The 21851-nt window shown below is 68.5% G+C and carries 18 protein-coding genes; 11 read left to right on the top strand and 7 right to left on the bottom strand.

Features of this window, described 5'->3' with window-relative positions; translation table 11 throughout:
• Positions 1-227: 227 nt before the first annotated feature.
• The 5 genes from DX03_RS13550 (at position 228) to DX03_RS13530 (ending at position 8521) form a co-directional block, all read left to right on the top strand.
• The gene (locus DX03_RS13550; protein WP_038689528.1) at positions 228-2201 is read left to right on the top strand and encodes a DEAD/DEAH box helicase; all 1974 of its coding nucleotides are present in this window, start codon (positions 228-230) and stop codon (positions 2199-2201) included.
• A 175-nt stretch (positions 2202-2376) separates the two neighbouring features.
• Positions 2377-4806 (top strand): putative bifunctional diguanylate cyclase/phosphodiesterase, encoded by a 2430-nt coding sequence (locus DX03_RS13545; RefSeq protein WP_038689526.1) that lies wholly within the window; start codon positions 2377-2379, stop codon positions 4804-4806.
• Positions 4807-4947: 141 nt separating this feature from the next.
• Positions 4948-6612 carry a sensor domain-containing diguanylate cyclase gene (locus tag DX03_RS13540; RefSeq protein ID WP_038689525.1) on the top strand — a complete coding sequence of 555 codons (1665 nt, stop codon included), beginning with the start codon at positions 4948-4950 and terminating at the stop codon, positions 6610-6612.
• Between the two features lie 45 nt (positions 6613-6657).
• Positions 6658-7380 (top strand): pseudouridine synthase, encoded by a 723-nt coding sequence (locus DX03_RS13535; protein ID WP_038689523.1) that lies wholly within the window; start codon positions 6658-6660, stop codon positions 7378-7380.
• A gap of 70 nt (positions 7381-7450) precedes the next feature.
• Entirely contained in the window at positions 7451-8521 is a 1071-nt protein-coding gene (locus DX03_RS13530) for a sensor domain-containing diguanylate cyclase (RefSeq protein WP_038689521.1), read from the top strand.
• Between the two features lie 40 nt (positions 8522-8561).
• On the opposite strand, the gene DX03_RS13525 is transcribed toward DX03_RS13530, so the two are convergent.
• Entirely contained in the window at positions 8562-9509 is a 948-nt protein-coding gene (locus tag DX03_RS13525; protein WP_038689519.1) for a DMT family transporter, read from the bottom strand.
• A 70-nt stretch (positions 9510-9579) separates the two neighbouring features.
• Here DX03_RS13525 and DX03_RS13520 point away from each other — a divergent pair, with 70 nt between their 5' ends.
• Entirely contained in the window at positions 9580-10260 is a 681-nt protein-coding gene (locus DX03_RS13520; RefSeq protein WP_051598865.1) for a Pr6Pr family membrane protein, read from the top strand.
• A gap of 64 nt (positions 10261-10324) precedes the next feature.
• Here the strand turns inward: DX03_RS13520 and DX03_RS13515 are convergent, their stop codons facing one another.
• A complete protein-coding gene (locus DX03_RS13515) occupies positions 10325-11140 on the bottom strand; it encodes a DUF72 domain-containing protein (RefSeq protein ID WP_038689517.1) in 816 nt (271 codons plus the stop codon).
• Positions 11137-11577: a VOC family protein gene (locus DX03_RS13510; protein WP_038689515.1), complete on the bottom strand. Its 441-nt coding sequence runs from the start codon at positions 11575-11577 to the stop codon at positions 11137-11139. Before DX03_RS13510 ends, DX03_RS13515 begins: the two co-directional genes overlap by 4 nt.
• A 132-nt stretch (positions 11578-11709) precedes the next feature.
• Here DX03_RS13510 and DX03_RS13505 point away from each other — a divergent pair, with 132 nt between their 5' ends.
• Together DX03_RS13505 and smrA are read left to right on the top strand one after the other, a co-directional pair.
• Entirely contained in the window at positions 11710-13287 is a 1578-nt protein-coding gene (locus tag DX03_RS13505) for a serine hydrolase (protein ID WP_038689514.1), read from the top strand.
• Positions 13288-13374: 87 nt separating this feature from the next.
• Positions 13375-15207 (top strand): multidrug efflux ABC transporter SmrA, encoded by a 1833-nt coding sequence (gene smrA, locus DX03_RS13500; RefSeq protein ID WP_038689512.1) that lies wholly within the window; start codon positions 13375-13377, stop codon positions 15205-15207.
• 128 nt (positions 15208-15335) lie between these two features.
• Here the strand turns inward: smrA and DX03_RS13495 are convergent, their stop codons facing one another.
• Positions 15336-17147, bottom strand: coding sequence for a DUF885 domain-containing protein (locus DX03_RS13495; protein ID WP_038689511.1), 1812 nt, complete (start codon positions 17145-17147; stop codon positions 15336-15338).
• Between the two features lie 103 nt (positions 17148-17250).
• Between DX03_RS13495 and DX03_RS13490 the strand changes: the two genes are divergently transcribed.
• Both DX03_RS13490 and DX03_RS13485 read left to right on the top strand, forming a co-directional pair.
• Positions 17251-17607 (top strand): GFA family protein, encoded by a 357-nt coding sequence (locus DX03_RS13490; RefSeq protein ID WP_038689509.1) that lies wholly within the window; start codon positions 17251-17253, stop codon positions 17605-17607.
• Positions 17608-18420, top strand: coding sequence for a DUF4349 domain-containing protein (locus tag DX03_RS13485; protein ID WP_425598279.1), 813 nt, complete (start codon positions 17608-17610; stop codon positions 18418-18420). It abuts the gene before it with no gap.
• 44 nt (positions 18421-18464) lie between these two features.
• On the opposite strand, the gene DX03_RS13480 is transcribed toward DX03_RS13485, so the two are convergent.
• Entirely contained in the window at positions 18465-18758 is a 294-nt protein-coding gene (locus tag DX03_RS13480) for a hypothetical protein (RefSeq protein ID WP_038689504.1), read from the bottom strand.
• Between the two features lie 69 nt (positions 18759-18827).
• Positions 18828-19775: a LysR substrate-binding domain-containing protein gene (locus DX03_RS13475; protein WP_038689501.1), complete on the bottom strand. Its 948-nt coding sequence runs from the start codon at positions 19773-19775 to the stop codon at positions 18828-18830.
• A gap of 161 nt (positions 19776-19936) precedes the next feature.
• Here DX03_RS13475 and DX03_RS13470 point away from each other — a divergent pair, with 161 nt between their 5' ends.
• Positions 19937-20818, top strand: a complete 882-nt coding sequence (locus DX03_RS13470) for a DMT family transporter (RefSeq protein WP_038689499.1) — start codon at positions 19937-19939, stop codon at positions 20816-20818.
• Between the two features lie 89 nt (positions 20819-20907).
• Here DX03_RS13470 and DX03_RS13465 read toward each other — a convergent pair whose 3' ends face one another.
• On the bottom strand, positions 20908-21807 hold the full coding sequence (locus DX03_RS13465; RefSeq protein WP_038689497.1) for a peptidylprolyl isomerase: 900 nt from the start codon (positions 21805-21807) through the stop codon (positions 20908-20910).
• Between the last annotated feature and the right edge of the window lie 44 nt (positions 21808-21851).

Genomic DNA, 21851 nt, shown 5'->3' with positions numbered 1-21851 from the left:
GGGCCGGGAGAGGGCGCGTATTGTGCGCCAGCAGGCGGCAGAACGGCATCCATGCGGAAATCTGTACGCGTTGTTCAGGAACGATGGAGTATCATCGCGGCCTGAGCGAGTGAATTCTCCTCCGACCGAGCAGCGCTAGGGCACGCGATAAGAAAGGGCGCCCAAAGCGCGGACCATCCCCTTTTTTATCTCACTGCCTCCTCAACGGCAGTGCTTTGGAGTTCCCCATGTCCCAAGAAACCTCCGCGCCGCTGCTGTTCGCAGACCTCGGCCTGTCCGACGCTGTGATGCAGGCCGTCGCCACCGTCGGTTACGAAACCCCGTCGCCCATCCAGGCTGCCACGATCCCGGCGATGCTGGAAGGCCGCGACGTGCTCGGCCAGGCCCAGACCGGTACCGGCAAGACCGCCGCCTTCGCGCTGCCGGTGCTGTCCAACCTCGATTTCAACCAGACCAAGCCGCAGGTGCTGGTGCTGGCGCCCACCCGCGAACTGGCCATCCAGGTCGCCGAGGCGTTCCAGACCTATTCGTCGGGCATTCCCGGTTTCCGCGTTCTGCCGGTGTACGGCGGCCAGCCCTACGGCCAGCAGCTGCAGGCCCTGCGCCGTGGCGTGCACGTCATCGTCGGCACCCCGGGCCGCGTGATCGATCACCTCGAGCGCGGCACCCTGGACCTGTCCGAGCTGAAGACGCTGGTGCTGGACGAAGCCGATGAAATGCTGCGCATGGGCTTCATCGACGACGTCGAAGCCGTGCTGAAGAAGCTGCCGGAGACCCGCCAGGTCGCCCTGTTCTCGGCCACCATGCCGTCGCAGATCCGCCGCATCGCGCAGACCTACCTGAAGAACCCGGCCGAAGTGACCATCGTCAGCAAGACGACGACCTCGGCCAACATCCGCCAGCGCTACTGGTGGGTGAGCGGCATGCACAAGCTGGACGCGCTGACCCGCATCCTGGAAGTGGAACCGTTCGACGCGATGATCATCTTCTCGCGTACCAAGGCGGCCACCGAAGAGCTGGCCGAGAAGCTGCAGGCCCGTGGCCTGGCCGCGGCCGCCATCAACGGCGACATGCAGCAGGCCCAGCGCGAGCGCACCATCGGCATGCTGAAGGAAGGCAAGCTGGACATCCTGGTGGCCACCGACGTGGCCGCCCGTGGTCTGGACGTGGAGCGCATCAGCCACGTGCTGAACTACGACATCCCGTACGACACCGAAAGCTACGTGCATCGCATCGGCCGTACCGGTCGTGCCGGCCGCACCGGTGACGCGATTCTGTTCGCCACCCCGCGTGAAAAGGGCATGCTGCGTGCCATCGAGCGCGCCACCCGCCAGCCCATCGAAGAGATGCAGCTGCCGAGCGTGGACGCGGTCAACGACACCCGCATCACCAAGTTCATGAGCCGCATCAGCGATGTACTCGATGCCGGCGGCACCGAGTTCTACCGCGACCTGCTGCAGCGCCTGGAAGGCGAGAAGAACGTGCCGGCCATCGAGATCGCCGCCGCGCTGGCCAAGCTGCTGCAGGGCGATTCGCCGTTCCTGCTGACCCCGCCGGTCCGTGGTGCCCGTGAAGAGCGTGCCCCGCACCAGCGCAACGAGCGCAGCAACGACCGTGGCGAGCGTCCGGCCCGTTTCGAGCCGCGCTTCGAGCGTGGCCCGCGTCGTGAAGACGACCGCGGCCCGCGTCCGCCGCGTCCGGAAGGCGACTTCGGCAACAGCGACGGCGGCTTCGAACGCGCCCCGCGCCGTGACATCGCCCCGCGCGGTGCCGCCGAGCCGGGCATGGAAACCTTCCGCATCGAAGTGGGCCATGTGCACGGCGTCAAGCCGGGCAACATCGTCGGCGCGATCGCCAATGAAGCCGGGCTGGAAAGCCGCTTCATCGGCCGCATCGACATCCACGACGACTTCTCGGTGCTGGACCTGCCGGCCGAAATGCCGCAGGACCTGCTGACCCACCTCAAGAAGGTGTGGGTCTCGGGCCAGCAGCTTCAGATGCGCAAGGTCGAGCCGGGTGAAGACCTGACCCCGTCGGCGCGCCCGGCCTTCAAGCCGAAGTTCGGTGGCAAGCCGCGTGGTCCGGGTGGTCCGGGTGGTCCGGGTGGCCCGGGTGGCCATCGTGGTCCGGGCGGCCCGGGCGGCAATGATCGCCCGCCGCGTCGCGACGGCTTCAAGCCGCGCGGTCCGCGCAACGGCTGATCGCCCACGCGATCCAGACAACGCCAGCCTTCGGGCTGGCGTTGTCGTTTCCGGGGGGCGGAAATGCCGCAACGCGCCGCCGCTCGGTTTCGCACCGTTTCAACATCCCCCGATCTAGCCTGAAGGTTGATGGGCTCGATACACCACCCACTCCACGGCTCCGGGGGGATCCGCGATGCTGGCAACTGGCAGGGATGTTGGTGCAACAGCGGTACCGTATCTCACGCGGGGATTGACCCTGCGCTTCGTCCTGCTGACCGGCATGGCGATTGGCCTGGTGGGCATTTCCGCGCTGATCCAGGAGCTGCAGGCCGCGTCCACCGCGTGGATCGTCGGCCAGAGCCACTGGTCGCGGAGCCAGCAGCAGGCCAGCTTCGCGCTCAGCCGCTATATCAACCACGGTCGACCGCGTGACTTGGCTGAAGCCCGCCAGGCGCTGACCGTGCCGTTGGGCGACCTGGACGCGCGGCGCGCGCTGGAGCAGGACGACGCCGACCTGGCCCGGGCCCGGCGCGGGTTCCTGGCCGGCGGCAACGCGCCGGGTGACATCAACCGCCTGATCCTGTCGTTCCGGTACCTGGGCCACCTGGGCTATTTCAAGGACGCGGTGCGGCTGTGGCGACAGACCGACGCCCCGTTGCTGGAGCTGGCCGGCCTGGTCGGCGCGGCGCAGGTCCTGCACGCCCGCCGCGACGTGGAACCGGTGACCCAGGCGCTGTTGCTGGACCAGCTGCAGGCCCTGGATCGTGACCTGCAGGCCCGTGCCAAGGCCTTTTCGATGTCGCTGCAGCGCACGGCCTCGATCGTGCGCATCACCACCTTGCTGGTGGGCGGATTGTCGGTGCTGTTGATCACCCTCGTGGCCGTGATGCTGTCGCGACGGGTGCGGCACGATCTGCTGGAACAGGAAAGCCGCTTCCGTGCGGCCTTCTACCAGGCCACGGTGGGCATGCTCAAATTCGACCAGACCGGTGGTGTCATGGAGGTCAACCAGGCCATGGCCGACATCCTGGGCTACTCGCGCGATGCGCTGCTCGGGCTGTCCATCCAGGACCTGGTGGCCGAGGGCGAACTGGTGCTCGACGACGCGGGCCAGATCGACTGGGGGCGCCAACTGCGCCCGGCCGAGCTGCGCTTCCGGCGCGCCGATGGCGGGCTGATGTGGGGCCGCTGGAGCGGCACGCTGGTGCGCACGGCCGGCCGCGAGGTGTCGGTGTTCGCCATCGTGGAAGACGTGTCGCAGAACCATGCGCTGGCCCGCGAGGTGGAACACCACGCCAGCCACGATCCGTTGACCGGGCTGATCAACCGGCGCGAGATCGAACGCCTGCTGGAGCAGGCCCTGATCGACGTGCGCAACCATGGCGGCGTGCACAGCCTGTGCTACATCGACCTGGACTATTTCAAGCTGGTCAACGACGGGCTGGGCCACGCCGCGGGCGACCAGTTGCTGCGCAACTTCGCCGATTACCTGGTGGGGTCGGTGCGCGAGGGTGACTGGGTAGGGCGGCTGGGCGGCGACGAGTTCGCGCTGTTCCTGGCCAATGCGGCCCAGGAAGAGGCCAAGCAGGTGCTGCAGCGGATCGTGCGTTCGCTGGGCCAGGCCAACTTCCAGCATGGCGACGGCAGCCTGCGGGTCAGTTGCAGCGTCGGCGTGGTGGAGGTCACCCGCGAGGCGGTGGACGTCAACTGGCTGATGAGTGCGGCCGACAGTGCCTGCTATGCCGCCAAGGAAGCCGGGCGCAACCGCGTGCACTGCTACAACGAAAGCCGCATGGCGCTGGACGAGCGCCGGCAGGAAGCCGAACGCCTGGCGCGGGTGACCAGTGCCATCGCCGAGAACCGCATGCTGTTGTATGCGCAGCGCATCGAGCGCGTCGGCGATCCGGGCTTCCTGCATTACGAAGTGCTGGTACGCATGCGCAACCCCGACGGGGTACTGCAGGCCCCCGGTGAGTTCATGCCGGCCGTGGAGCGCTATGGCATGGGCATGGCACTGGACCGGCACGTGCTGGGGCTGCTGTTCCGCCACCTGCAGGTGTGCCCGGCGCACGTGCAGCGGCTGGGCCTGTGCAACGTCAACGTGTCGGCGCAGTCGATTGCCGAGCCGAGTTTCCTGGCCTTCGTCTGCGACCTGCTGGAACGCAACCGCGGGCTGGCGCGCAAGCTCTGCTTCGAGGTCACCGAAACCGCCGCCATCAGCAGCCTGGCCCAGGCGCGCAGCTTCATCGAAGCGGTCAAGGCGCGGGGCTGCCAGGTAGCGCTGGATGACTTCGGCTCGGGGCTGTCCTCGTTTGGCTACCTGCGCCAGCTGCCGGCGGACATGCTCAAGATCGACGGTGTATTCGTGCGCGACATGGACATCGATCCGGTCAGCCGCGCCGCGGTGCGCGCGATCACCGAGATTGGCCGTGAGCTGCACATGACCGTGATTGCCGAATGGGTGGAATCGACCGAGGTGGCCGAACAGCTGCAGGTGCTGGGGGTGGACGGGCTGCAGGGGTATGCGATCGAGCGACCGATGGCGCTGGAGCGGATGACCCAGCCGGCGCTGTGGCCAGGGCGCAGCGCGCTGCCTTCGGAGGGCCGGCCGGGCCTGCCATGAGACCAATGGCCCGCGCCGCCCGCCGCGATGGGCTGCGTGAAAGCGCCAGGTTCGGGCGATAATCCCCGCCAGGGGCGGCACGCGACCTGCGTGGCGGCATCGAGGTTGGGGCAGGGTGTGAGGGGATGGCGCGGCAGGTGGATGGAATGGGGCGCAGTGCAGGTACTGCTGGCCCTGCTGTTGCTGCCGGCCTGGGCGGCCGCCGACACCGTGCTCGCCGCCACCACCCGGGTGGGCACCGACGTGCTGCTGCTGGGCGCCGCTACGGCTGAACGCACCCCCCAGCGCGCCTGCACTGCCGAAGTGCTGGCCCGCCACCAGCAGGTGCTGCACGTGCCCGCGCCCGCGGGCGGCTGGTCCGGTGAGCCGCAGGCGGTGGACGTGTTCGGGGTGCTCGCCGGCGAGGTGCGGATCAGCCACGGCGACCGCCAGATCTGCGGCAGCATGCATGATGCGCGCACCCGTGATTCCCGCTTCCGGGCCGGGGTGGGCATGGTGGTGGTGCCCACTGCCGGCGATCACGAACCGATCGTGGTGTCCTGGGCCGCGCCGATCAAACCCCGCTGGATTCCCACCGTACAGCTGGGCGCGCCCAGCCCGGTGCAGCAGGACGACACCGCCCGGCTGCTGGTGCGCGCGGCCTGCGTGGCGGTGGCCATTGCCTTGGCGCTGTCGGCGCTGATGGGCTATGTGACCACCAAGGACCGCTCGTTCCTGATCTACGTGGCCATCTGCCTGCTGCTGGTGCTGTGGCAGGCCGTGCTGGGCGGGTTGAGCGGGTATCCCGAGCCGTGGTTGCCGGTCGAGAACCGGGCCTCGTGGTGGCTGGTGTCGCTGACCGCGTTCACCGAGGCAGTGCTGCTGCCGGTGCTGTGGCGCCTGTGTGGCGGCGACCGCCGCTGGCCAGGGTCACGGCCGGCCCAGCATGTGCTGCTGTGGGGCTTGTTCGCGCTGGGTCTGGGCGTGCCCTGGATGCACTTTGCGGTGTTGCCGGGCGTGGCCGCCGGACTGGAAGCGTTGTTCGTGCTGGGCTGCGTAGCCTGCCTGGCGGCCGGCAGCTGGGGCGTGCTGCACCGCGACCGCTACGCGCTGGCCGGGCTGAGCGCGCTGCTGCCGTGGTGGATCATGATCATGGCCGATGCGCTGCACGCGCAGTGGCTGGTGGCCTACCGGATCGAGTCGCTGCAGCTGGGCACGACCTGGTTCCTGATGATGGCCGCCTACGCGCTCAACCTGCGCCTGGGCCGGCTGCGCCAGCAGCGCGACGAACTGCGCCAGCTGGCGGATACCGATGCCCTGACCGGCCTGCCGAACCGACGCGCCGGCCTGCGCAAGCTGGCCCACTACCTGGAACGTGCCGTCCAGGACGAACAACCGCTGGCGATCGGGTTCCTGGACATCGACCTGTTCAAGGACATCAACGACCAGTTCGGCCATGCCGTGGGCGACCAGGTGCTGGTGGCGGTGGCGCGCCAGCTGCGCGATTCGGTGCGCAACCACGACGATGTGATCCGCATGGGCGGTGAGGAGTTCCTGGTGCTGCTACCGGGCGCCAACCGGGCCAGCGCCTTCGCCCGCCTGGAAACCGTGCGCCAGCAGGTGCAGGCGGTGACCCGGGTGCTGGCCGTGCCGGGGTTGGAGGTGTCGGGCAGCATCGGCCTGGCCGTGCTGCGCGGGGACGGCGACGACCTGACCTCGCTGCTGCGCCGCGCCGACCACGCCATGTACTGCGCCAAGCGGGCCGGCCGCAACCAGGTATTCGACGCCGACCAGGCCGCCCCGGCCGACGCGCCGCTGCGTGTGTGAACAGCCGGCGCCCTGCGCGGGCCGGGTTTGCCGGATAATGGGCCGATGACAATCCGACTCAACAAACATATCGCCGAAACCGGCTTCTGTTCCCGGCGTGAAGCCGACCGCCTGATCGGCGAACGCCGCGTCACCGTCAACGGCCACCCGGCCGGCACCGGTGCGGTGGTCGGCGAGGGTGACGTGGTGCTGGTCGACGGCCAGCCGCTGCGTGCCCGCGAAGCCAAAAAGGCCGGCGGCCGCAAACACGTCTACATCGCGCTGAACAAGCCGGTCGGCATCACCTGCACCACCGAAAGCACGGTCAAGGGCAACATCGTCGAGTTCGTCGGCCACGAGCAGCGGATCTTCCCGATCGGCCGCCTGGACAAGGATTCCGAAGGCCTGATCCTGCTGACCAGCAACGGCAACATCGTCAACCAGATCCTGCGCGCCGAGAACGGCCACCAGAAGGAATACATGGTGGCGGTCAACAAGCCGGTCACCGACGAGTTCCTGCGTGGCATGGCCCGCGGTGTCCGTATCCACGATGAAACCACGCTGCCGTGCCGCACCAGCAAGCTGGCCAAGTTCGGCTTCCGGATCACCCTGCAGCAGGGCCTGAACCGGCAGATCCGCCTGATGGCCGCGGCCTTCGGCTTCCGCGTCACCCAGCTGCGTCGCGTGCGCATCGACAACATCAAGCTGGGCGCGCTCAAGCCGGGCCAGTGGCGCAACCTGACCGACGCCGAGCTCAAGGGCCTGCTGCCCAAACAGCTGGAATGGTAAGGACGCGCATCACGCGGTGAGCTGGCCGTCCGGCTAGACTGCGCAGGCACAACCCGCCTGCCTGCCGCCGATGATCAAGCCGTCCCTGCCGGACAACGAAGAGCAGCGCCTGCTGGCGCTGCAGCGCTACCAGATCCTGGATACCGCCAAAGAGCGGTCCTTCGAGGATCTGGTCACCATTGCCACGGCATTGTGCGGCACCCGCATGGGGGCGGTGACCCTGGTCGACCGCGACCGCCAGTGGTTCAAGGCGCGCCAGGCGCTGGATGCCACCGAAACCTCGCGCGACATCTCCTTCTGCGGCCATGCGATCCTGCAGCCCGACCAGGTCATGGTGGTGGAAGACGCGCAACAGGACCCGCGGTTCTTCGACAACCCGGTGGTGGTCGACGACCCGCATATCCGCTTCTATGCCGGCGCGCCGCTGCTCAGTTTCGATGGCCTGCCGCTGGGCACGCTGTGCGTGTTCGACGCCAACCCGGGGCACCTGCGGCCCGACCAGGCCCAGGCGCTGGTGGCGCTGTCGCGCCAGGTGTCGCTGGTGATGGAGCTGCGCCGCTACGCGTATGAGATCCAGCAGCACATGCGTGACCGGGCCTGGTACGAACAACGCCTGTCCGAATACAACGCCCTGCTCGAACAGCAGAACGCCGACCTGGCCGAGCAGAGCCGCACCGATCCACTGACCGGGCTGCCCAACCGGCGGGCGATGAGCCTGGCGCTGGAAGCGGCGGTCACCGATGCGGACGGACAGCCGCGGCAGACCGCGGTGGCACTGCTGGACATCGACCATTTCAAGAACGTCAACGACCTGTACGGCCACGCCACCGGCGACCACGTGCTGGCCGAACTGTCGCGCCTGCTGCGCGCGCATTTCGCCGGGCAGGGCCTGGCGGCACGTTACGGGGGCGAAGAGTTCGTGGTGCTGATGCCCGACACCACGCTCGGCACCGCCGAGCTGCAGTGCGACTTCCTGCGCATGGCCGTGGCCGACCTGCCGCTGGGCATTCCCTTGACGATCAGCATCGGGGTGGCCGCGCATCGCCATGGCGACGGCGTGGACCAGACCCTGGCACGTGCCGACGCGGCGCTGTACCGGGCCAAGCATGAAGGCCGCAACCGGGTGGTGCGCGCGGAGTAGGCGCGCGTCATGCGCCGGCCAACGGCCGGGCCACGCCGGTTCAGTCGATGATGTTGCGTGCTTCGGCGGTGGCCAGCAGTTCGGGGTGTTCCACCTTCCTGCGCCGGTTCAACAACGGGTGCAGGAACACCGCGCCGACGATGATGGCCACGCCGACGTAGAACACCGGGGTCAGTTCACGCTGCTCGCTGAGCAGCACCATCGCCAGCAGGATCGCGTACACCGGCTCCAGGTTGGTCACCAGCTGCGAGGTGTAGGCGCTGATATGGCGCAGCGCGACCAGGGCCAGCGCAAACGGCAGCAGGGTGCAGACCCCGGCCAGCACCAGCAGCAGCACGCCGTCGTGCAGGCTGGGCACTACCCACAACGGGCCGGCCAGTGGCGGCAGCAGGAAGGGCAGCAGCGGTGCCAACAGGGTCAGGGTGACGGTACCGGCACCCAGTTCCAGCGCCGTCACCGTGAGCGGGTCGGCATGGCTCACAAGACGCTTGTTGAGCGACCCGAACACCGCCACCAGCAGCGCCGACAGCGCCCCGATCAAGACGCCCAGGCGCATGCCATGCGGCACGCCACCCACCACCAGCGCCACGCCCGGCAGCACGGCGATGCCGAAGGCCAGTTCGCGCAGCTGGAACGGCCGCTTGGCCACCCACGGTTCGATCACTGCGGTGAACACCGGGGCCAGCGCGATGCAGGTGGCGGCCACCGATGCGTTGGCCAGCTTCACCGCGCCATAGAAGGTCAGCCAGTGCAGCGCGACCAGCGCGCCGACCCCGCAGTAGCCAGCAAACAGCGCCGGTGACAACTGGCGCAGGCCACGCCAGACCCGCGGCAGCACGGCCAGCATCGCCACCACCAGCAGCATCCGCCACCACACCAGTGGCAGCGCGGGCAGGGTGATCAGCTTGCCGAGGATGGCGGTAATGCCCCACAGCAGCACACAGAAATGGATTTGCAGCAGCGCGCGGCGGGTATCGGTCATCGGCATCGCGATATTGTGCGGCAAGCCGCGGCCGACCGCGACAACCGCGCGGCAGCTGGCATGGCATCCTGCGCACATGCAGCCCCATGTCCACGCCCCGCGTCCGCCCGCCGCCGCACCTGCCGTGCCGTCCGCCAGGGCGCGCGCGTGGGCCGGCCTGACCGCCGTCGTCGCCGTCGCCGCGATCACGCTGCAGTACGCGGTGCTGCTGGCCTCGGTGGGGGCCACCGCCGGCAGCGGTCAGGCACTGCTGCGGCTGCTGGGCTACTTCACCATTCTCAGCAACATCGGCGTGGCTGCCGTCTGTCTGGCGCGCCTGCGGGGACGCACCGGCGGCATGGCCGCCCCGGCACCCAGCGCCGCGGTGGCGGTGTACATCGGCATCACCGGCCTGGTCTACGTGCTGGTGCTGCGCACGCTGTGGCACCCGCAGGGCCTGCACTGGTGGGCCGACACCGGGCTGCACTATGTGGTGCCCGTGCTGTACCTGCTGGGCTGGCTGGCCGGCCCGCATGGGCAGCTGCGCTGGCGCCAGCTGGGCGGCGTGCTGCTGTTCCCGGCGCTCTACCTCGGCTGGGCGCTGCTGGTGGGGCGATGGAGCGGGCAGTACCCGTATCCATTCCTGGATCTGGCGGCGCTGGGTGCGGTGGGCGTGGCACGCAACGCGGCCGTGGTGGGGCTGGCCTTCGTGGCCCTGGCCGCGTTGCTGTGGCGGATCGACATGCGGATGGGCGCGCGATCACGCACCGTGCGGTAGGTATCGACCGTTGGTCGATACGGGTTTGACGCAGGGCGCAAAGGCAGCCGACCAACGGTCGGCTCTACGTGGCGCCTACGCGCGCCAACTGGTCGCGCAACGCCATCGCCGCGCCGGGATTGCGCTGCTTGGCCGCACCAATGAACAGCATGTACACCGCGCGCGGGCCCGAGGTCGGCGCTTCGGCGGCTACATGCGGCAGGTCCGGATTGTCCTCGCCGCGGGCCCAGCGCATCGCACGCAGGCACCACTGTTCCAATGCGCGCTCCGGGTAGCCCGCACGCAGGTTCGCGCGCGCATGCATCAGCCGCGCGTAGACGAAGTCCGCGGTGGGGTCGGCAAAGCTCGGGTAGTCGTTGGAGCCGCTGAACACCAGCGCGGCGTTGTGCGCGCGCGCCACCGCCACCAGTTCCGCGCTCCACGCGGCCGGGTTGCGCACCTCCAGCGCGTGCTGCAACGCGCGCCCGTCGGCCGTGCGCGGCAGCTGCGCCAGGAACCGGTCGAACTCCTGCGCGCCCGCCGGATGGGTGTCGCCGAACTGCCACACCAGCGGTCCCAGCCGATCGCCCAGCGCGACGATGCCGTCGATGAAGGCCTCCGCACGCGCGCCTACCGTCGTCAGGTCATGGGTCTGGGTGACGGTGCGGGGCGCCTTGGCCGAAAAACGGAACCCGGGCGGCGTCTGCTCGCGCCACTGCGTGTAGATGGCCGGCTTCTGCGCCCGGTAGAACGTGCTGTTGATCTCGATGCAGCCCAGCGCCCGGCTGGCGTGCGCCAGCTCTTCGCGTTGCGCCAGGCCGGCCGGATAGAACGTTCCGCCGCGCCAACCCGGAAACACCCAGCCGCCGATGCCGGTACGGATGCGTCCTGCCGCCGTCATGCGTCGCCCGCGTGGGCGCGCCACGGGTCGTAACTGCCGAACCACCACAGGTAGCCTTCCAGGTCGCGGCACGCGTAGCCGCGGCCGCCATAGGCCTGGTCGGCGATGTCCATCACCACCTGCGCGCCGGCGGCCACGGCGCGCGCGTAGTGCGCATCCGGGTCGGCCACGATCACGCAGGCACTCTGGGTCTGGCGCCCGTCCACCTCGTCGGGGTGCACGCTGTAGCGCCCCCACTCGCTGGCGTTGTCGACCGAGCCGAGCATGATCATGCCGTGGCCGTACACCAGCTGCGCGTGGTGAACGACCTCGCCATCGGCATACACCGCCTGCGGCTCGAAGCCGAACGCGCGCTGCAGCCAGCCAATGGCGGCGTGCGCATCGCGATAGCGCAGGCAGGGAATGACGGTGGATATGGTGTCGGCAGGCGCGGTCATACAGGGCTCCGGGGCGGTCCGCCTTCTGGCACAGGCGAGCCTGAGCGCCCCCGCGTTACCATCGTGCGAAACCCGGCCCAAGGCGCGCCTGCGCGCCTCAACGCCCCCGCGACACGCAACTGGAGACACTGCTTGAACACATCCTGGATCGGAGGCGTTGTGCTGCTTGCATGCGCACCTTTGGCATCGGCGGCGGTGCCGGCCGAACTGCAGCGGCTGGACGCCACGGTCGAGCGTGCGCGCAGCACATTCGACGTACCCGGCATCGCGGTGGCGGTGGTCAAGGATGGCCAGGTGGTGTTCGAGCGCGGCTACGGCGTACGCGAGCTGGGCAAGCCGGCACCGGTGCAGGCCGATACTCTGTTCGCCATCGCCTCCAACACCAAGGCGTTCACCGCCACCGCGCTGAACCTGCTGGCCGAGCAGGGCAAGCTGAAGATGGACGACCGGGTGATCGACCACCTGCCCGGGTTCCGCATGTCCGACGCCTACGTCACCGGTGAGATGCGCATCCGCGACCTGCTCTCGCACCGCAGCGGGCTCAGCCTGGGCGCGGGCGACCTGCTGTTCTGGCCGACCACCACCTACAGCAACCAGGAGGTGGTCGCGCGCCTGGCCAAGGTGCCGCTGAAGGCCGGTTTCCGTGACCGCTACGCGTACGACAACATCCTGTACGCGGTGGCCCAGCAGGTGATCGAGCAGGTGTCCGGGCAGTCCTACGCCGATTTCCTGCAGCAGCACATCTTCACCCCGGTTGGCATGGCCGGCACCCGCTACAACGCCGACCACCTGCAGCCGGGCGACAACGCCGCCGTTGGCCATGCCAAGTACGACTTCAAGGCCCTGCGCACGGTGGCGCCGCTGACCTGGTCCAACAATGCCGGTGCGGGCGGCATCTATTCCAGCGTGCATGACATGGCGCGCTGGATGAACGTGCAGCTGGCCCACGGCACGCTGGAAAACGGCACGGCGCTGTTCAGCGCAAAAAGCCAGCAGGGCATGTGGCAGATGATCACCCCCCAGGTGGTACCCGAACCGAGCGTGCCGCAGCTGGCGGCCGCGCGTCCGAACTTCGCCGGCTATGGCGAAGGCTGGAGCCTGAGCGACTACCGGGGCCAGAAACTGGTCTGGCATACCGGCGGCTGGCCGGGCATGGTGTCGCGGGTGACGCTGGTGCCCGAACAGAAGCTGGGCATCGTGGTGCTGACCAACCAGGAAGTGGGCGCGGCCTTCAACGCCATCACCATGGACGTGCTGGACGCCTACCTGAGTGCACCGCAGACCGACTGGGTGGCGGCCTATGCCGCGGCCGTGGCCAAGGCGCAGGACAAGGCCGATGAAGGCTGGGCCACCCACCAGGCCGCACGCGACGCGAAATCCACGCCCTCGCTGCCGCTCGCAAGCTACGCGGGCGGCTACCGCGACGCGTGGTATGGCGACGTCTTCGTCGAGCAGAGCGCGGGCAAACTGCGCCTGCGCTTCGGCAAGACCGCGCAGCTGGTGGGCAAACTGGAGCACTGGCAGCACGACACCTTCATCGTGCGCTGGGACGACCGCTCGCTCAACGCCGATGCCTTCGTCACCTTCAGCCTGGACCCGGACGGCAAGGTTCGCGATGTGCGCATGCAGGCCATCTCGTCGTTGACCGATTTCAGCTTCGATTTCCAGGATCTGCTGCTGGTGCCGATCAAGACCGACGTCAAGGGCTGAACCGCACGCGCGGCGTGAGCTGCAGGTAAAGGCATGCAGCAGGCCGCGGTGGGATAATCGCGGCCTGCTTTGCTTCGGGGTAATGGAATGTTCCGCTGGTTCGAGTCGCTGATTCCGGTTTTTCCGCCCATCGATGGGCGCATGCCACCGCGCAAGGTCGTGCCGTTCTACATCCACTACCTGCGCCCGGTGTGGCCGGTGCTGCTGGCCACGCTGATTGCCGGGCTGCTGCTGGCGCTGGTGGAAGTGGCGATGTTCGACTTCCTCGGCCGCATCGTGGACATGGTGGCCGAACAACCCGGTGCCGGGTTCTTCCAGCGCCACGCCAACGAGTTGCTGTGGATGGTGGTCATCACCGTGCTGCTGCGCCCGGTGCTGGTGGGGCTGCACAACCTGCTGGTCAACCAGGCCATCGTGCCGGGGCTGAGCAACCGCTCGCGCTGGCTGATGCACAACTACGTGGTGCGGCAGAGCCTGAGCTTCTTCCAGAACGATTTCGCCGGCAGCATGGCCAACCGGGTGATGCAGACCGGTACCTCGCTGCGCGAATCGGCCGTGCAGATGGTCGATTCGCTCTGGTACATCGTGGTGTACACCGGCACGGCGCTGTACCTGTTCGCGCAGGCCGACTGGCGGCTGATGATTCCGCTGCTGCTGTGGATGGTCGCCTACGTGGTGATCATGTGGTACTTCGTGCCGCGTGCGAAGGAACGCGCCTGGATCGCCTCCGAAGCGCGTTCCAAGGCGATGGGCCGGATCGTGGACGGCTACACCAACATCCCCACGTTGAAGCTGTTCGCCCACGGCGGGCGCGAGCAGGCGTATGTGGCCGAGGCGATCGACGAGCTGGCGGCCAAGCACCGCCGACAGACCCGGGTGACCACCGGCATGGACCTGACCATCGCCATCGTCAACGGCTTCCTGATCGCCGGCACCTGCGGCCTGGCGCTGTGGCTGTGGAATGGCGGGCACATCAGCGTGGGCGCCATCACCCTGGCAACGGGGCTGGTGATCCGCATCCACAACATGTCCGGCTGGATCATGTGGACCATCAACGGGATCTTCGAGGACATCGGCACGGTGCAGGACGGCATCACCACCATTTCCCAGCCGTTGACCGTGCAGGATCGCGATGACGCGACCGCGCTGCAGGTGACGCAGGGTGGGGTGCATTTCGACCACATCCACTTCCACTACGGCAAGACCGGCGGGGTGATCGCCGGGCTGGACCTGGACGTGAAGCCGGGCGAGAAGATCGGCCTGGTCGGGCCATCGGGTGCGGGCAAGTCCACGTTGGTGAACGTGCTGCTGCGTCTGTATGACCTGGAAAGCGGGCAGATCCGCATCGACGGCCAGGACATCGCCAGCGTCACCCAGGAAAGCCTGCGCCGACAGATCGGCGTGGTCACCCAGGACACCTCGCTGCTGCATCGTTCGATCCGCGACAACCTGCTGTACGGCCGCCCCGACGCCACCGACGCGCAGCTGCGCGCCGCCGTGGCCAAGGCGCGTGCGGAAGCGTTCATCGACACCCTGCGTGATGGCGAAGGCCGCCAGGGCTACGACGCGCACGTGGGCGAGCGCGGGGTGAAGCTGTCCGGTGGCCAGCGCCAGCGCATCGCAATCGCGCGCGTGCTGCTCAAGGACGCGCCGATCCTGGTGCTGGACGAGGCGACCTCGGCGCTGGACTCGGAAGTGGAAGCGGCCATCCAGGACAATCTGGACGAGCTGATGGCGGGCAAGACGGTGATTGCCATCGCACACCGGCTGTCCACCATCGCGCGCATGGACCGGCTGGTGGTGATGGACCAGGGCCGCATCGTGGAAACCGGCACGCACGCCGAGTTGATCGCGGCCGGCGGCCTGTACGCGCGCTTGTGGGCGCGCCAGACCGGCGGCTTCGTCGCCGCCGACGCCTAACCGACGCCGACGCTGCCGGGGGGGGTAGAGCCGACTGTCAGTCGGCTGCTCCGGCTCTACGAAACCACACAAAAAAACGGCCCGGTTCGCACCGGGCCGTTGCCTGTCTGACGAGGAACCAGGCGGGTTTACTCGATCGGCTGGTCCAGCATCAGCTGGCGCGCGAAGCGCACCGGCGGGGCGCCGTAGGACAGCATCTGGTCGTGGTAGGCCTTCAGGTTGAACTTCGCGCCCTGCTTGTCCTGCACGGCCTTGCGGGTGTCGAAGTGTTCCTGCGCACCGACGAAGTAGGTCGGCAGCTGCGCGGAGGTCAGCTGCGCGCGCACCCACTTGCCCGACGCTTCGCTTTCCTGCTGGAAGGCATCGTGGGTCATCAGCTGCATCGCCTGCTCACGCGTCCAGTTGTCCACGTGCACGCCCTGGTCCAGGATCGCGTTGGAAATGGTGCGCAGGTAGAACTTCAGCTGCACCAGGTGGAACAGCGGATCGTTGTCCAGGTAACCCTGCTCCTGCATCATCCGCTCGGTGTACACCGCCCAGCCTTCGGCGAACAGGCCCGAACGCAGCACCGCGCGCAGCGTGGAGGGGAACTTGCCCGAATGCCAGCCTTCCAGGTAATGGCCCGGCGTGCCTTCGTGGATGCTCAGCAGGTGGATCATGCGGCTGTTGTATTCGCGCAGGAACGAGTCGACCTGCTTGTCGTTCCAGTCGTCGGGAATCGGCGAGACCGCGTAGAAGGTCTTCAGGTTCTTGTCCAGCGGGCCCGGCGAATCGCAGTAGGCCACGGCCACGCCGCGCTGGAACTCCGGCATCAGGATGATGTCCACCGGCGAATCGGGCAGGGTCATCAGGTCATGCTTGCGCACGAACTCGGTGGACTGCGCCAGCGCGGCCTTGGCATCGTCGACCACCTTGTCGCGGGCCGGCTTGTCGGCGTAGGCCAGTTCCAGCGCCGCTTCGATCGCGGCCTGCTGCTGTTCATCGCTCGGGTTGGCCGGCAGTGCCGGAGCACCCGGCTTGTCCTTGAGCACGGTCTGCGCGATGCCGTACATGTCCTGGCGCACGCGCTTGAGTTCGGCGCGCGCGCGCTCGCCGATCTCGGCGCGCGACAGCGACGAGTTCAAGGCGAACTTCAGCTTCTGGTCGTACAGCTCCGCACCGATGCGGAAGTCGCCCTTGGCATTCGGCACCAGGGTCTTGTCCAGCCAGGTCTGCTGTTCTTCAACGGCCTTCTTCAAGCCATCGATGGCCGCCTGCAGGCGCTTGCCATCTTCGGCCGGCAGCTCGCCGATGTGCGGGGTGATGAAGGTATCGACGATGCTCAGGATGCCGCGGTTCTGCTTGGCCACGGTCTCGGCATGGATCTTCGGCACGCGGGCCGGGTCCAGGTTCTCACGGGCCTGGGCAAAGATCTGCGGCAGCTTCTCCATGCGCGCGGTGGCCGACTTCAGGCGCTCGGGCAGCGGTGCGAACTCGCGTGCCATCAGGCCGTAGATCGCGCTGCCGGCCACGCCGTTGTAGATCTGCGGGTCCCACTTGGACGACTGCAGCACCTCGGCGCTCCAGATTTCCGACTGCAGCTGGTTGCGCAGGATCGCCGCGTCCACCTGGTTCTCGCGCGAAAGCTTGCTGACGTCGATGCGGTCCAGGTCGGCGACAAGGCCCTTGTAGGCCGTCAACATCTTCTGCTGGCCGGCGGCGCTCAGGTCGTCGATCTCCGCATCGTAGCGGTGGTCGCCGATCTGGGTGGCGCTGATCGGCGACAGCTGCATCCAGGTATCCAGCGCGCGCTTGGACAGGTCGGCGAAGGCGGCGTCCACGGCGGCGTCGCCAGCGGGGGCAGCGGCGGCCGGCGTACCGGGTGCCGCGGGCGGGGCGTCGGCCTGCTGGCAGCCGCCGAGGGCGGCGATCAGGGCGAGGGCGAGAAGATGCTGGCGCATCGGCGATCCTGTGCTGTGGTCAATCGCCGAGCATAGGCCCCCGCGCCCGGCCGCGCCCGTGCCATTGGATTACCATGGCCCTTTCCCAGCCGGAGGGTGCGCCATGCAGTACGAAGGGAGCTGCCATTGCGGGCAGATCGCGTTCGTGGTCGAGGCGGCCGAGCCGATCACCGAGGCCCTGGACTGCAACTGTTCGCTGTGCCGTCGCCGCGGTGGCCTGCTGTGGTTCGGCCCGCGCGAGGCGCTGCGGCTGACCACCGATCCGGCCGACGTGGCCACCTACCAGTTCAACCAGCACCACCTGGAACACCACCATTGCCGTACCTGTGGCACCGCCCCGTTCAGCGAGGGCGTGGACCCCCGCAGTGGAAGCAGGATGGTGGCGGTGAACGTACGTTGCCTGCCCGGGGTGGACCTGGACGGGCTCACGATCAATCGCTTCGACGGAGCAAGCAAATAAATGAAACGGACGATGTGGCACCCCAAGGGTGCATGGGCAGGGATGCTGGTGCTCGGGCTGGCCGGCTGTGCGGCCCAGAATCACGGCGAAGCGGCCGCCGACGCGGGCGCCGGTGCACTGGCGTCGCCGGAAGGGGCGATGTTGGCCTACGAACACGATCTGGACATCACCCTGGACGCGGCCGGTATCGCCCCGCGCGTGAAGCAGATCGCCGAGGCGTGCCAGTCCGCGCGATTCGGTGACTGCGCGGTCCTGCAGGTGGGCCAGCAGGGCGGCGAATACCCCAGCGGTTCGGTCAAGGTGCGGATCGCGCCCAAGGGGGTGGAGCCGCTGATCGGGCTGGCCGGGCAGGGCGGTGAGGTGGCCTCGCGCAACACCCATGCCGAAGACCTCGCCCAGCAGGTGGCCGACACCGCGCTGACCAAGGCGCGCCTGCAGAAGGAACATGAACGGCTGCTGGCCTACCAGGACAGCAAGGACATCAAGCTCGCCGACCTGCTCACCATCACCCAGCGCCTGTCGGAAATCGAGGCCGGGGTGGAGCAGGCCAACAAGGAGGCGGCCCAGCAGCACCGCCGTATCGACACGCAGCTGGTGACGATGCAGTTCCACACCCCGTCCGGGCAGCGCAGCCGCAGCCAGATCGGTGAAGCGCTGAGCGAGTCCGGCGCCGTGCTGACCACCAGCGTGGCCTTCCTTATCCGCGCCCTGTCGGCGTTGCTGCCGTGGGCCGTGGTGGCCTGGGTGTTCGCCTGGATCGGCAGCGTGCTGTGGCGCCGCCGCAAGCGCCGCCTGGCCGCACGGGCCAGCTGACGCGGCAAGGCGCGGTGCCGGTCAAACCCGGCACCGCGCAGCCATCAGCCTTCGTCGTGTTCGTATTCCACGAACACGTCCAGCTCCAACGCCAGTTCCTGCACCGCATCGCGCACGCGCTGGGCGGCAAGCGCATTGCCCACCTCCACTTCCAGCTCGTGGATGCCCGGGCCGATGTCGTCGGACAGGCCGGCCGAACTGGAATCGTCATCGTCCATGTGCGGCATCAGGTCGTCGGTTTCTTCGACATGCTCGATGCCTTCGATGCTCTGCAGCAGGTCGGTGATGGCACGCGCGTCGTCATCGCTGCCGGTAATTCTGAGTCGCAACAGGGCCATGGAACACGCCTTGGGGGAAAGGAACTCCAGCCTAGCCAGCGCGTGGACAAGGCCGGGTGAGGATGGGCGCTACCGCGCACCGGACAATGCGGGCCGGCCCAGCAGTTCATCCGGCAGCGCCGGTATCGGTGTGCGCTCATCCAGCGCTTCGCGTTTGAGCCAATCCATGAAGGCCACCGCGGTAGGGCTGAGCGGGCGGTGTTCGGCGTGCACCACGTAATAGGCATAGCGCGCCTTCAGGGCCGGGCCGGGCAACCGCACCAGTTCATAGCGTTGCAGATACGGCTGGGCGATGTGCTTGCGCGCCAGCACCGCGCCGATGCCATACACCGCCGCGCGCATCGCGTCGGTGCTGTCGCTGAATGAATGCACCGACGGCAGTTCCAGACCGCGCACCCCGGCGGCGCGGAACCAGTCGCGCCAGCCCTGCGGCGACATGTCGCTGATCAGGGGCAACGCCGCGATCTGCGCCGGTTCGCGCAGGGCCGCCACGCCGGCCAACGCGGGCGACGCGACCGGGCACAGCTCGTCGTCCATCAGGTGATGCGCGCGCAGGCCGGGCCATTGCCCCAGCCCGTAGCGGATGCCCAGTTCCGGCCCGGTGTCGTCGAAGCGCACCAGCTCGGTACTGGTCTGCAGTTCGATGCGCACCTGCGGGTACTGGGCGGTGAAGCGGGCCAACCGGGGCACCAGCCAGCAGTACGACAGCGAGCGGATGGTGGTCACCCGCAGCGGCACGATGTCGGCCTGGGGATGCAGGTTGCCGGCCACCGCATTGAGATCGCTCAACGCCGCGGCGGCGGCATCGGCCAGCTGGCGGCCTTCGGCGGTCAACCGCACCCCGCGCGCGTGGCGCTGGAACAGCACCGTGCCCAGCAGCACTTCCAGCTTGCGCACGTGGTGGCTGACCGCACTGGCGGTCAGGTGCAGCTCTTCGGCGGCATGGGCGAAATTCTGGTGGCGCGCGGCGACCGCGAAGACCCCCAGCGCTGGCAGCAGGGAAGGGCGCAGGATCATGGACAAGACCCAAATAAGATTTGTGGCTTGCCCGGATACTACGCGCTTGTGGGCCCCTTCCGGTAGGCGGATGCTGTGCCCCTGTCCCCTGGAGCCGCCCCCATGTTGCCGTCCGCGACCGCCATTCAGCCACGCATCTGCCTGTTGTCCGGGGTGCGTCCATGAGCGGCGCACCGCTGGCCAGCGCCGTGGTCGAACGCGACTGGCGCACCCCGCTGGAACTGACCGTGTTGGGCGCGATCTGGGGCTGCTCGTTCCTGTTCATGCGCGTGGCGGTGCCCAGCTTCGGCCCCTATGCGCTGGTGGAAGTGCGGCTGCTGCTGGGCGCGTTGGTGCTGCTGCCGTTCCTGTGGCAAGCCCGCGCGCAGTTCCCGGCGCGGCGCTGGTTGTGGCTGGCGCCCATCGGCGTGATCAACTCCGCGATCCCGTTCGTGCTGTTCGCCTGGGCCGCGCAACACGCCCCGGCTGCGATCGGGGCGATCTGCAATGCCATGACCGTGCTGTTCGCCGCGCTGATTGCCTTCCTGTTCTTCGGCGAAAAGATCGGCATGCGCCGCGCCATCGCGCTGCTGGTCGGCTTCGCTGGCGTGGTGGTGCTGGCCACCGCCAAGGTGTCGGGGCTGAGCATCGGCGCGGCGGTCATCGCCGGCGTTTTGGCCGCGCTGCTGTACGGCTTGGGGGTGAACCTGGTGAAGCGGCACATGACCGGCTTGCCGCCCGCCGCATCCGCGGGGGCCACCCTCGGCTGCGCCGCCATCGCGCTGCTGCCGATGGCGCTTACCCACTGGCCCACCGGCCCGATCCCGACGGTGTCCTGGGTTTGCGCCATCGCCTTGGGCGTGGTGTGCACTGGCCTGGCGTTCCTGATGTTCTACCGCCTCATCGCCCGCATCGGCCCGGCCCGCGCCTCGACCGTCACCTACCTGGTCCCGATGTTCGGCGCGCTGTTTGCGTGGTTGTTCCTGGGCGAAGCGGTGACCGGGGCGATGGTGATTGCCGGTGCGTTGATCCTGGGTAGCGTGGCCGCGTCGCAGAAGCGGTAGGTCGTGCGGTCGCGGGCAGGGGCAGCCGACCAACGGTCGGCTCTACCCGGCCGCGCGCGCAGACAATCAAAACGCCAACGCGTGTGCCGTTACCGCACCGGCACCGCGATATTGCACAGGTCGATGTGCCCCGCCGGGCGCTTGTAGAAATCATCCACCCGGTTGCGGCGTGCCTCCACCACATCGGCGAACGTCTTCGACTCGGTGCGCAGCACCTCCAGCTTCGGCCGTTGCGCCGCCGGCACATCGCTGGCGCGCTGGATCGACTGGATCGCCGTGCGCTGCGCGGCGTCGGCATAGAAGCCCATCGGCGCCGGACCACGCGGCAGCGCACTCAGCAGCTCCATGCCCTGCAGCACCCGTCCCACCACCGTGATGTTGCGGTCCAGCTGGCGCGGCGACTGCCCCGTCACCACGTACAGCTCCGCCCCGATGCTGCTGTCTTCCTCGTTGCTGCGGCCCGCACCCAGCGCGCCGTAACAATGCGCCAGCCAGGTCTTCCCGTCCTGCCGGTCCTGGCCCACCGGGAAGCCATCGACGAAGCCGGTCTGGTCGGCCCAGCCGTCACGGTCGGGCAGCATGCTCACCTTCAACCCCTTGCTGTCGCGCTGGAACTCGGCCGGGAGCGTGCGCTTGGCACTGCCCAGGGGCTTGGCCTTGGCCGCATCGTCGGCATCGGCGTCGCCGAACTGCACCACGAAGTTGTCCTGCGCCCGGTAGATGCTCTCGCCATCCCAGAAATGTTCGTGCGCCAGCGTCTGGATGTTGGCCACGTGCTGGGGCGCGAACGCCGGGGCCAGTTCGATCGTGACGCGCCCGGCCGGCAGGTTCATGTACAGCACGTTGGCCGGCTCCGGCGTGCGCCAATCGCTGGCCGGGGAGGCATCCAGAATCTGCTGGGGGCTGCGGTAGGGCGTGGCCGCGCCAGCGGTGGCGGGCAGCGCGCAGGCAAGGGCGAGGGCAAGCAGGGCAGTGCGGCAAGGCGACATGGCGAACCCGTTCAGGAAGTGTCTGCCGATTGTGCGCGAAGCGC

This window comes from Stenotrophomonas rhizophila, assembly GCF_000661955.1.
Lineage (GTDB): Bacteria > Pseudomonadota > Gammaproteobacteria > Xanthomonadales > Xanthomonadaceae > Stenotrophomonas > Stenotrophomonas rhizophila.
The sequence above is the reverse complement of the archived record's forward strand: the minus strand, read 5'-3'. Positions and strand labels throughout refer to the sequence as shown.

What these genes read in the sequence shown, in the direction of transcription:
- DX03_RS13550 (WP_038689528.1), top strand. Translation starts at nt 228, where the DNA reads ATGTCCCAAGAAACCTCCGCGCCGCTGCTGTTCGCAGACCTCGGCCTG.
- DX03_RS13545 (WP_038689526.1), top strand. Translation starts at nt 2,377, where the DNA reads ATGCTGGCAACTGGCAGGGATGTTGGTGCAACAGCGGTACCGTATCTC.
- DX03_RS13540 (WP_038689525.1), top strand. Translation starts at nt 4,948, where the DNA reads ATGGAATGGGGCGCAGTGCAGGTACTGCTGGCCCTGCTGTTGCTGCCG.
- DX03_RS13535 (WP_038689523.1), top strand. Translation starts at nt 6,658, where the DNA reads ATGACAATCCGACTCAACAAACATATCGCCGAAACCGGCTTCTGTTCC.
- DX03_RS13530 (WP_038689521.1), top strand. Translation starts at nt 7,451, where the DNA reads ATGATCAAGCCGTCCCTGCCGGACAACGAAGAGCAGCGCCTGCTGGCG.
- DX03_RS13525 (WP_038689519.1), bottom strand. Translation starts at nt 9,509, where the DNA reads ATGCCGATGACCGATACCCGCCGCGCGCTGCTGCAAATCCATTTCTGT.
- DX03_RS13520 (WP_051598865.1), top strand. Translation starts at nt 9,580, where the DNA reads ATGCAGCCCCATGTCCACGCCCCGCGTCCGCCCGCCGCCGCACCTGCC.
- DX03_RS13515 (WP_038689517.1), bottom strand. Translation starts at nt 11,140, where the DNA reads ATGACGGCGGCAGGACGCATCCGTACCGGCATCGGCGGCTGGGTGTTT.
- DX03_RS13510 (WP_038689515.1), bottom strand. Translation starts at nt 11,577, where the DNA reads ATGACCGCGCCTGCCGACACCATATCCACCGTCATTCCCTGCCTGCGC.
- smrA (WP_038689512.1), top strand. Translation starts at nt 13,375, where the DNA reads ATGTTCCGCTGGTTCGAGTCGCTGATTCCGGTTTTTCCGCCCATCGAT.
- DX03_RS13495 (WP_038689511.1), bottom strand. Translation starts at nt 17,147, where the DNA reads ATGCGCCAGCATCTTCTCGCCCTCGCCCTGATCGCCGCCCTCGGCGGC.
- DX03_RS13490 (WP_038689509.1), top strand. Translation starts at nt 17,251, where the DNA reads ATGCAGTACGAAGGGAGCTGCCATTGCGGGCAGATCGCGTTCGTGGTC.
- DX03_RS13485 (WP_425598279.1), top strand. Translation starts at nt 17,608, where the DNA reads ATGAAACGGACGATGTGGCACCCCAAGGGTGCATGGGCAGGGATGCTG.
- DX03_RS13480 (WP_038689504.1), bottom strand. Translation starts at nt 18,758, where the DNA reads ATGGCCCTGTTGCGACTCAGAATTACCGGCAGCGATGACGACGCGCGT.
- DX03_RS13475 (WP_038689501.1), bottom strand. Translation starts at nt 19,775, where the DNA reads ATGATCCTGCGCCCTTCCCTGCTGCCAGCGCTGGGGGTCTTCGCGGTC.
- DX03_RS13470 (WP_038689499.1), top strand. Translation starts at nt 19,937, where the DNA reads ATGAGCGGCGCACCGCTGGCCAGCGCCGTGGTCGAACGCGACTGGCGC.
- DX03_RS13465 (WP_038689497.1), bottom strand. Translation starts at nt 21,807, where the DNA reads ATGTCGCCTTGCCGCACTGCCCTGCTTGCCCTCGCCCTTGCCTGCGCG.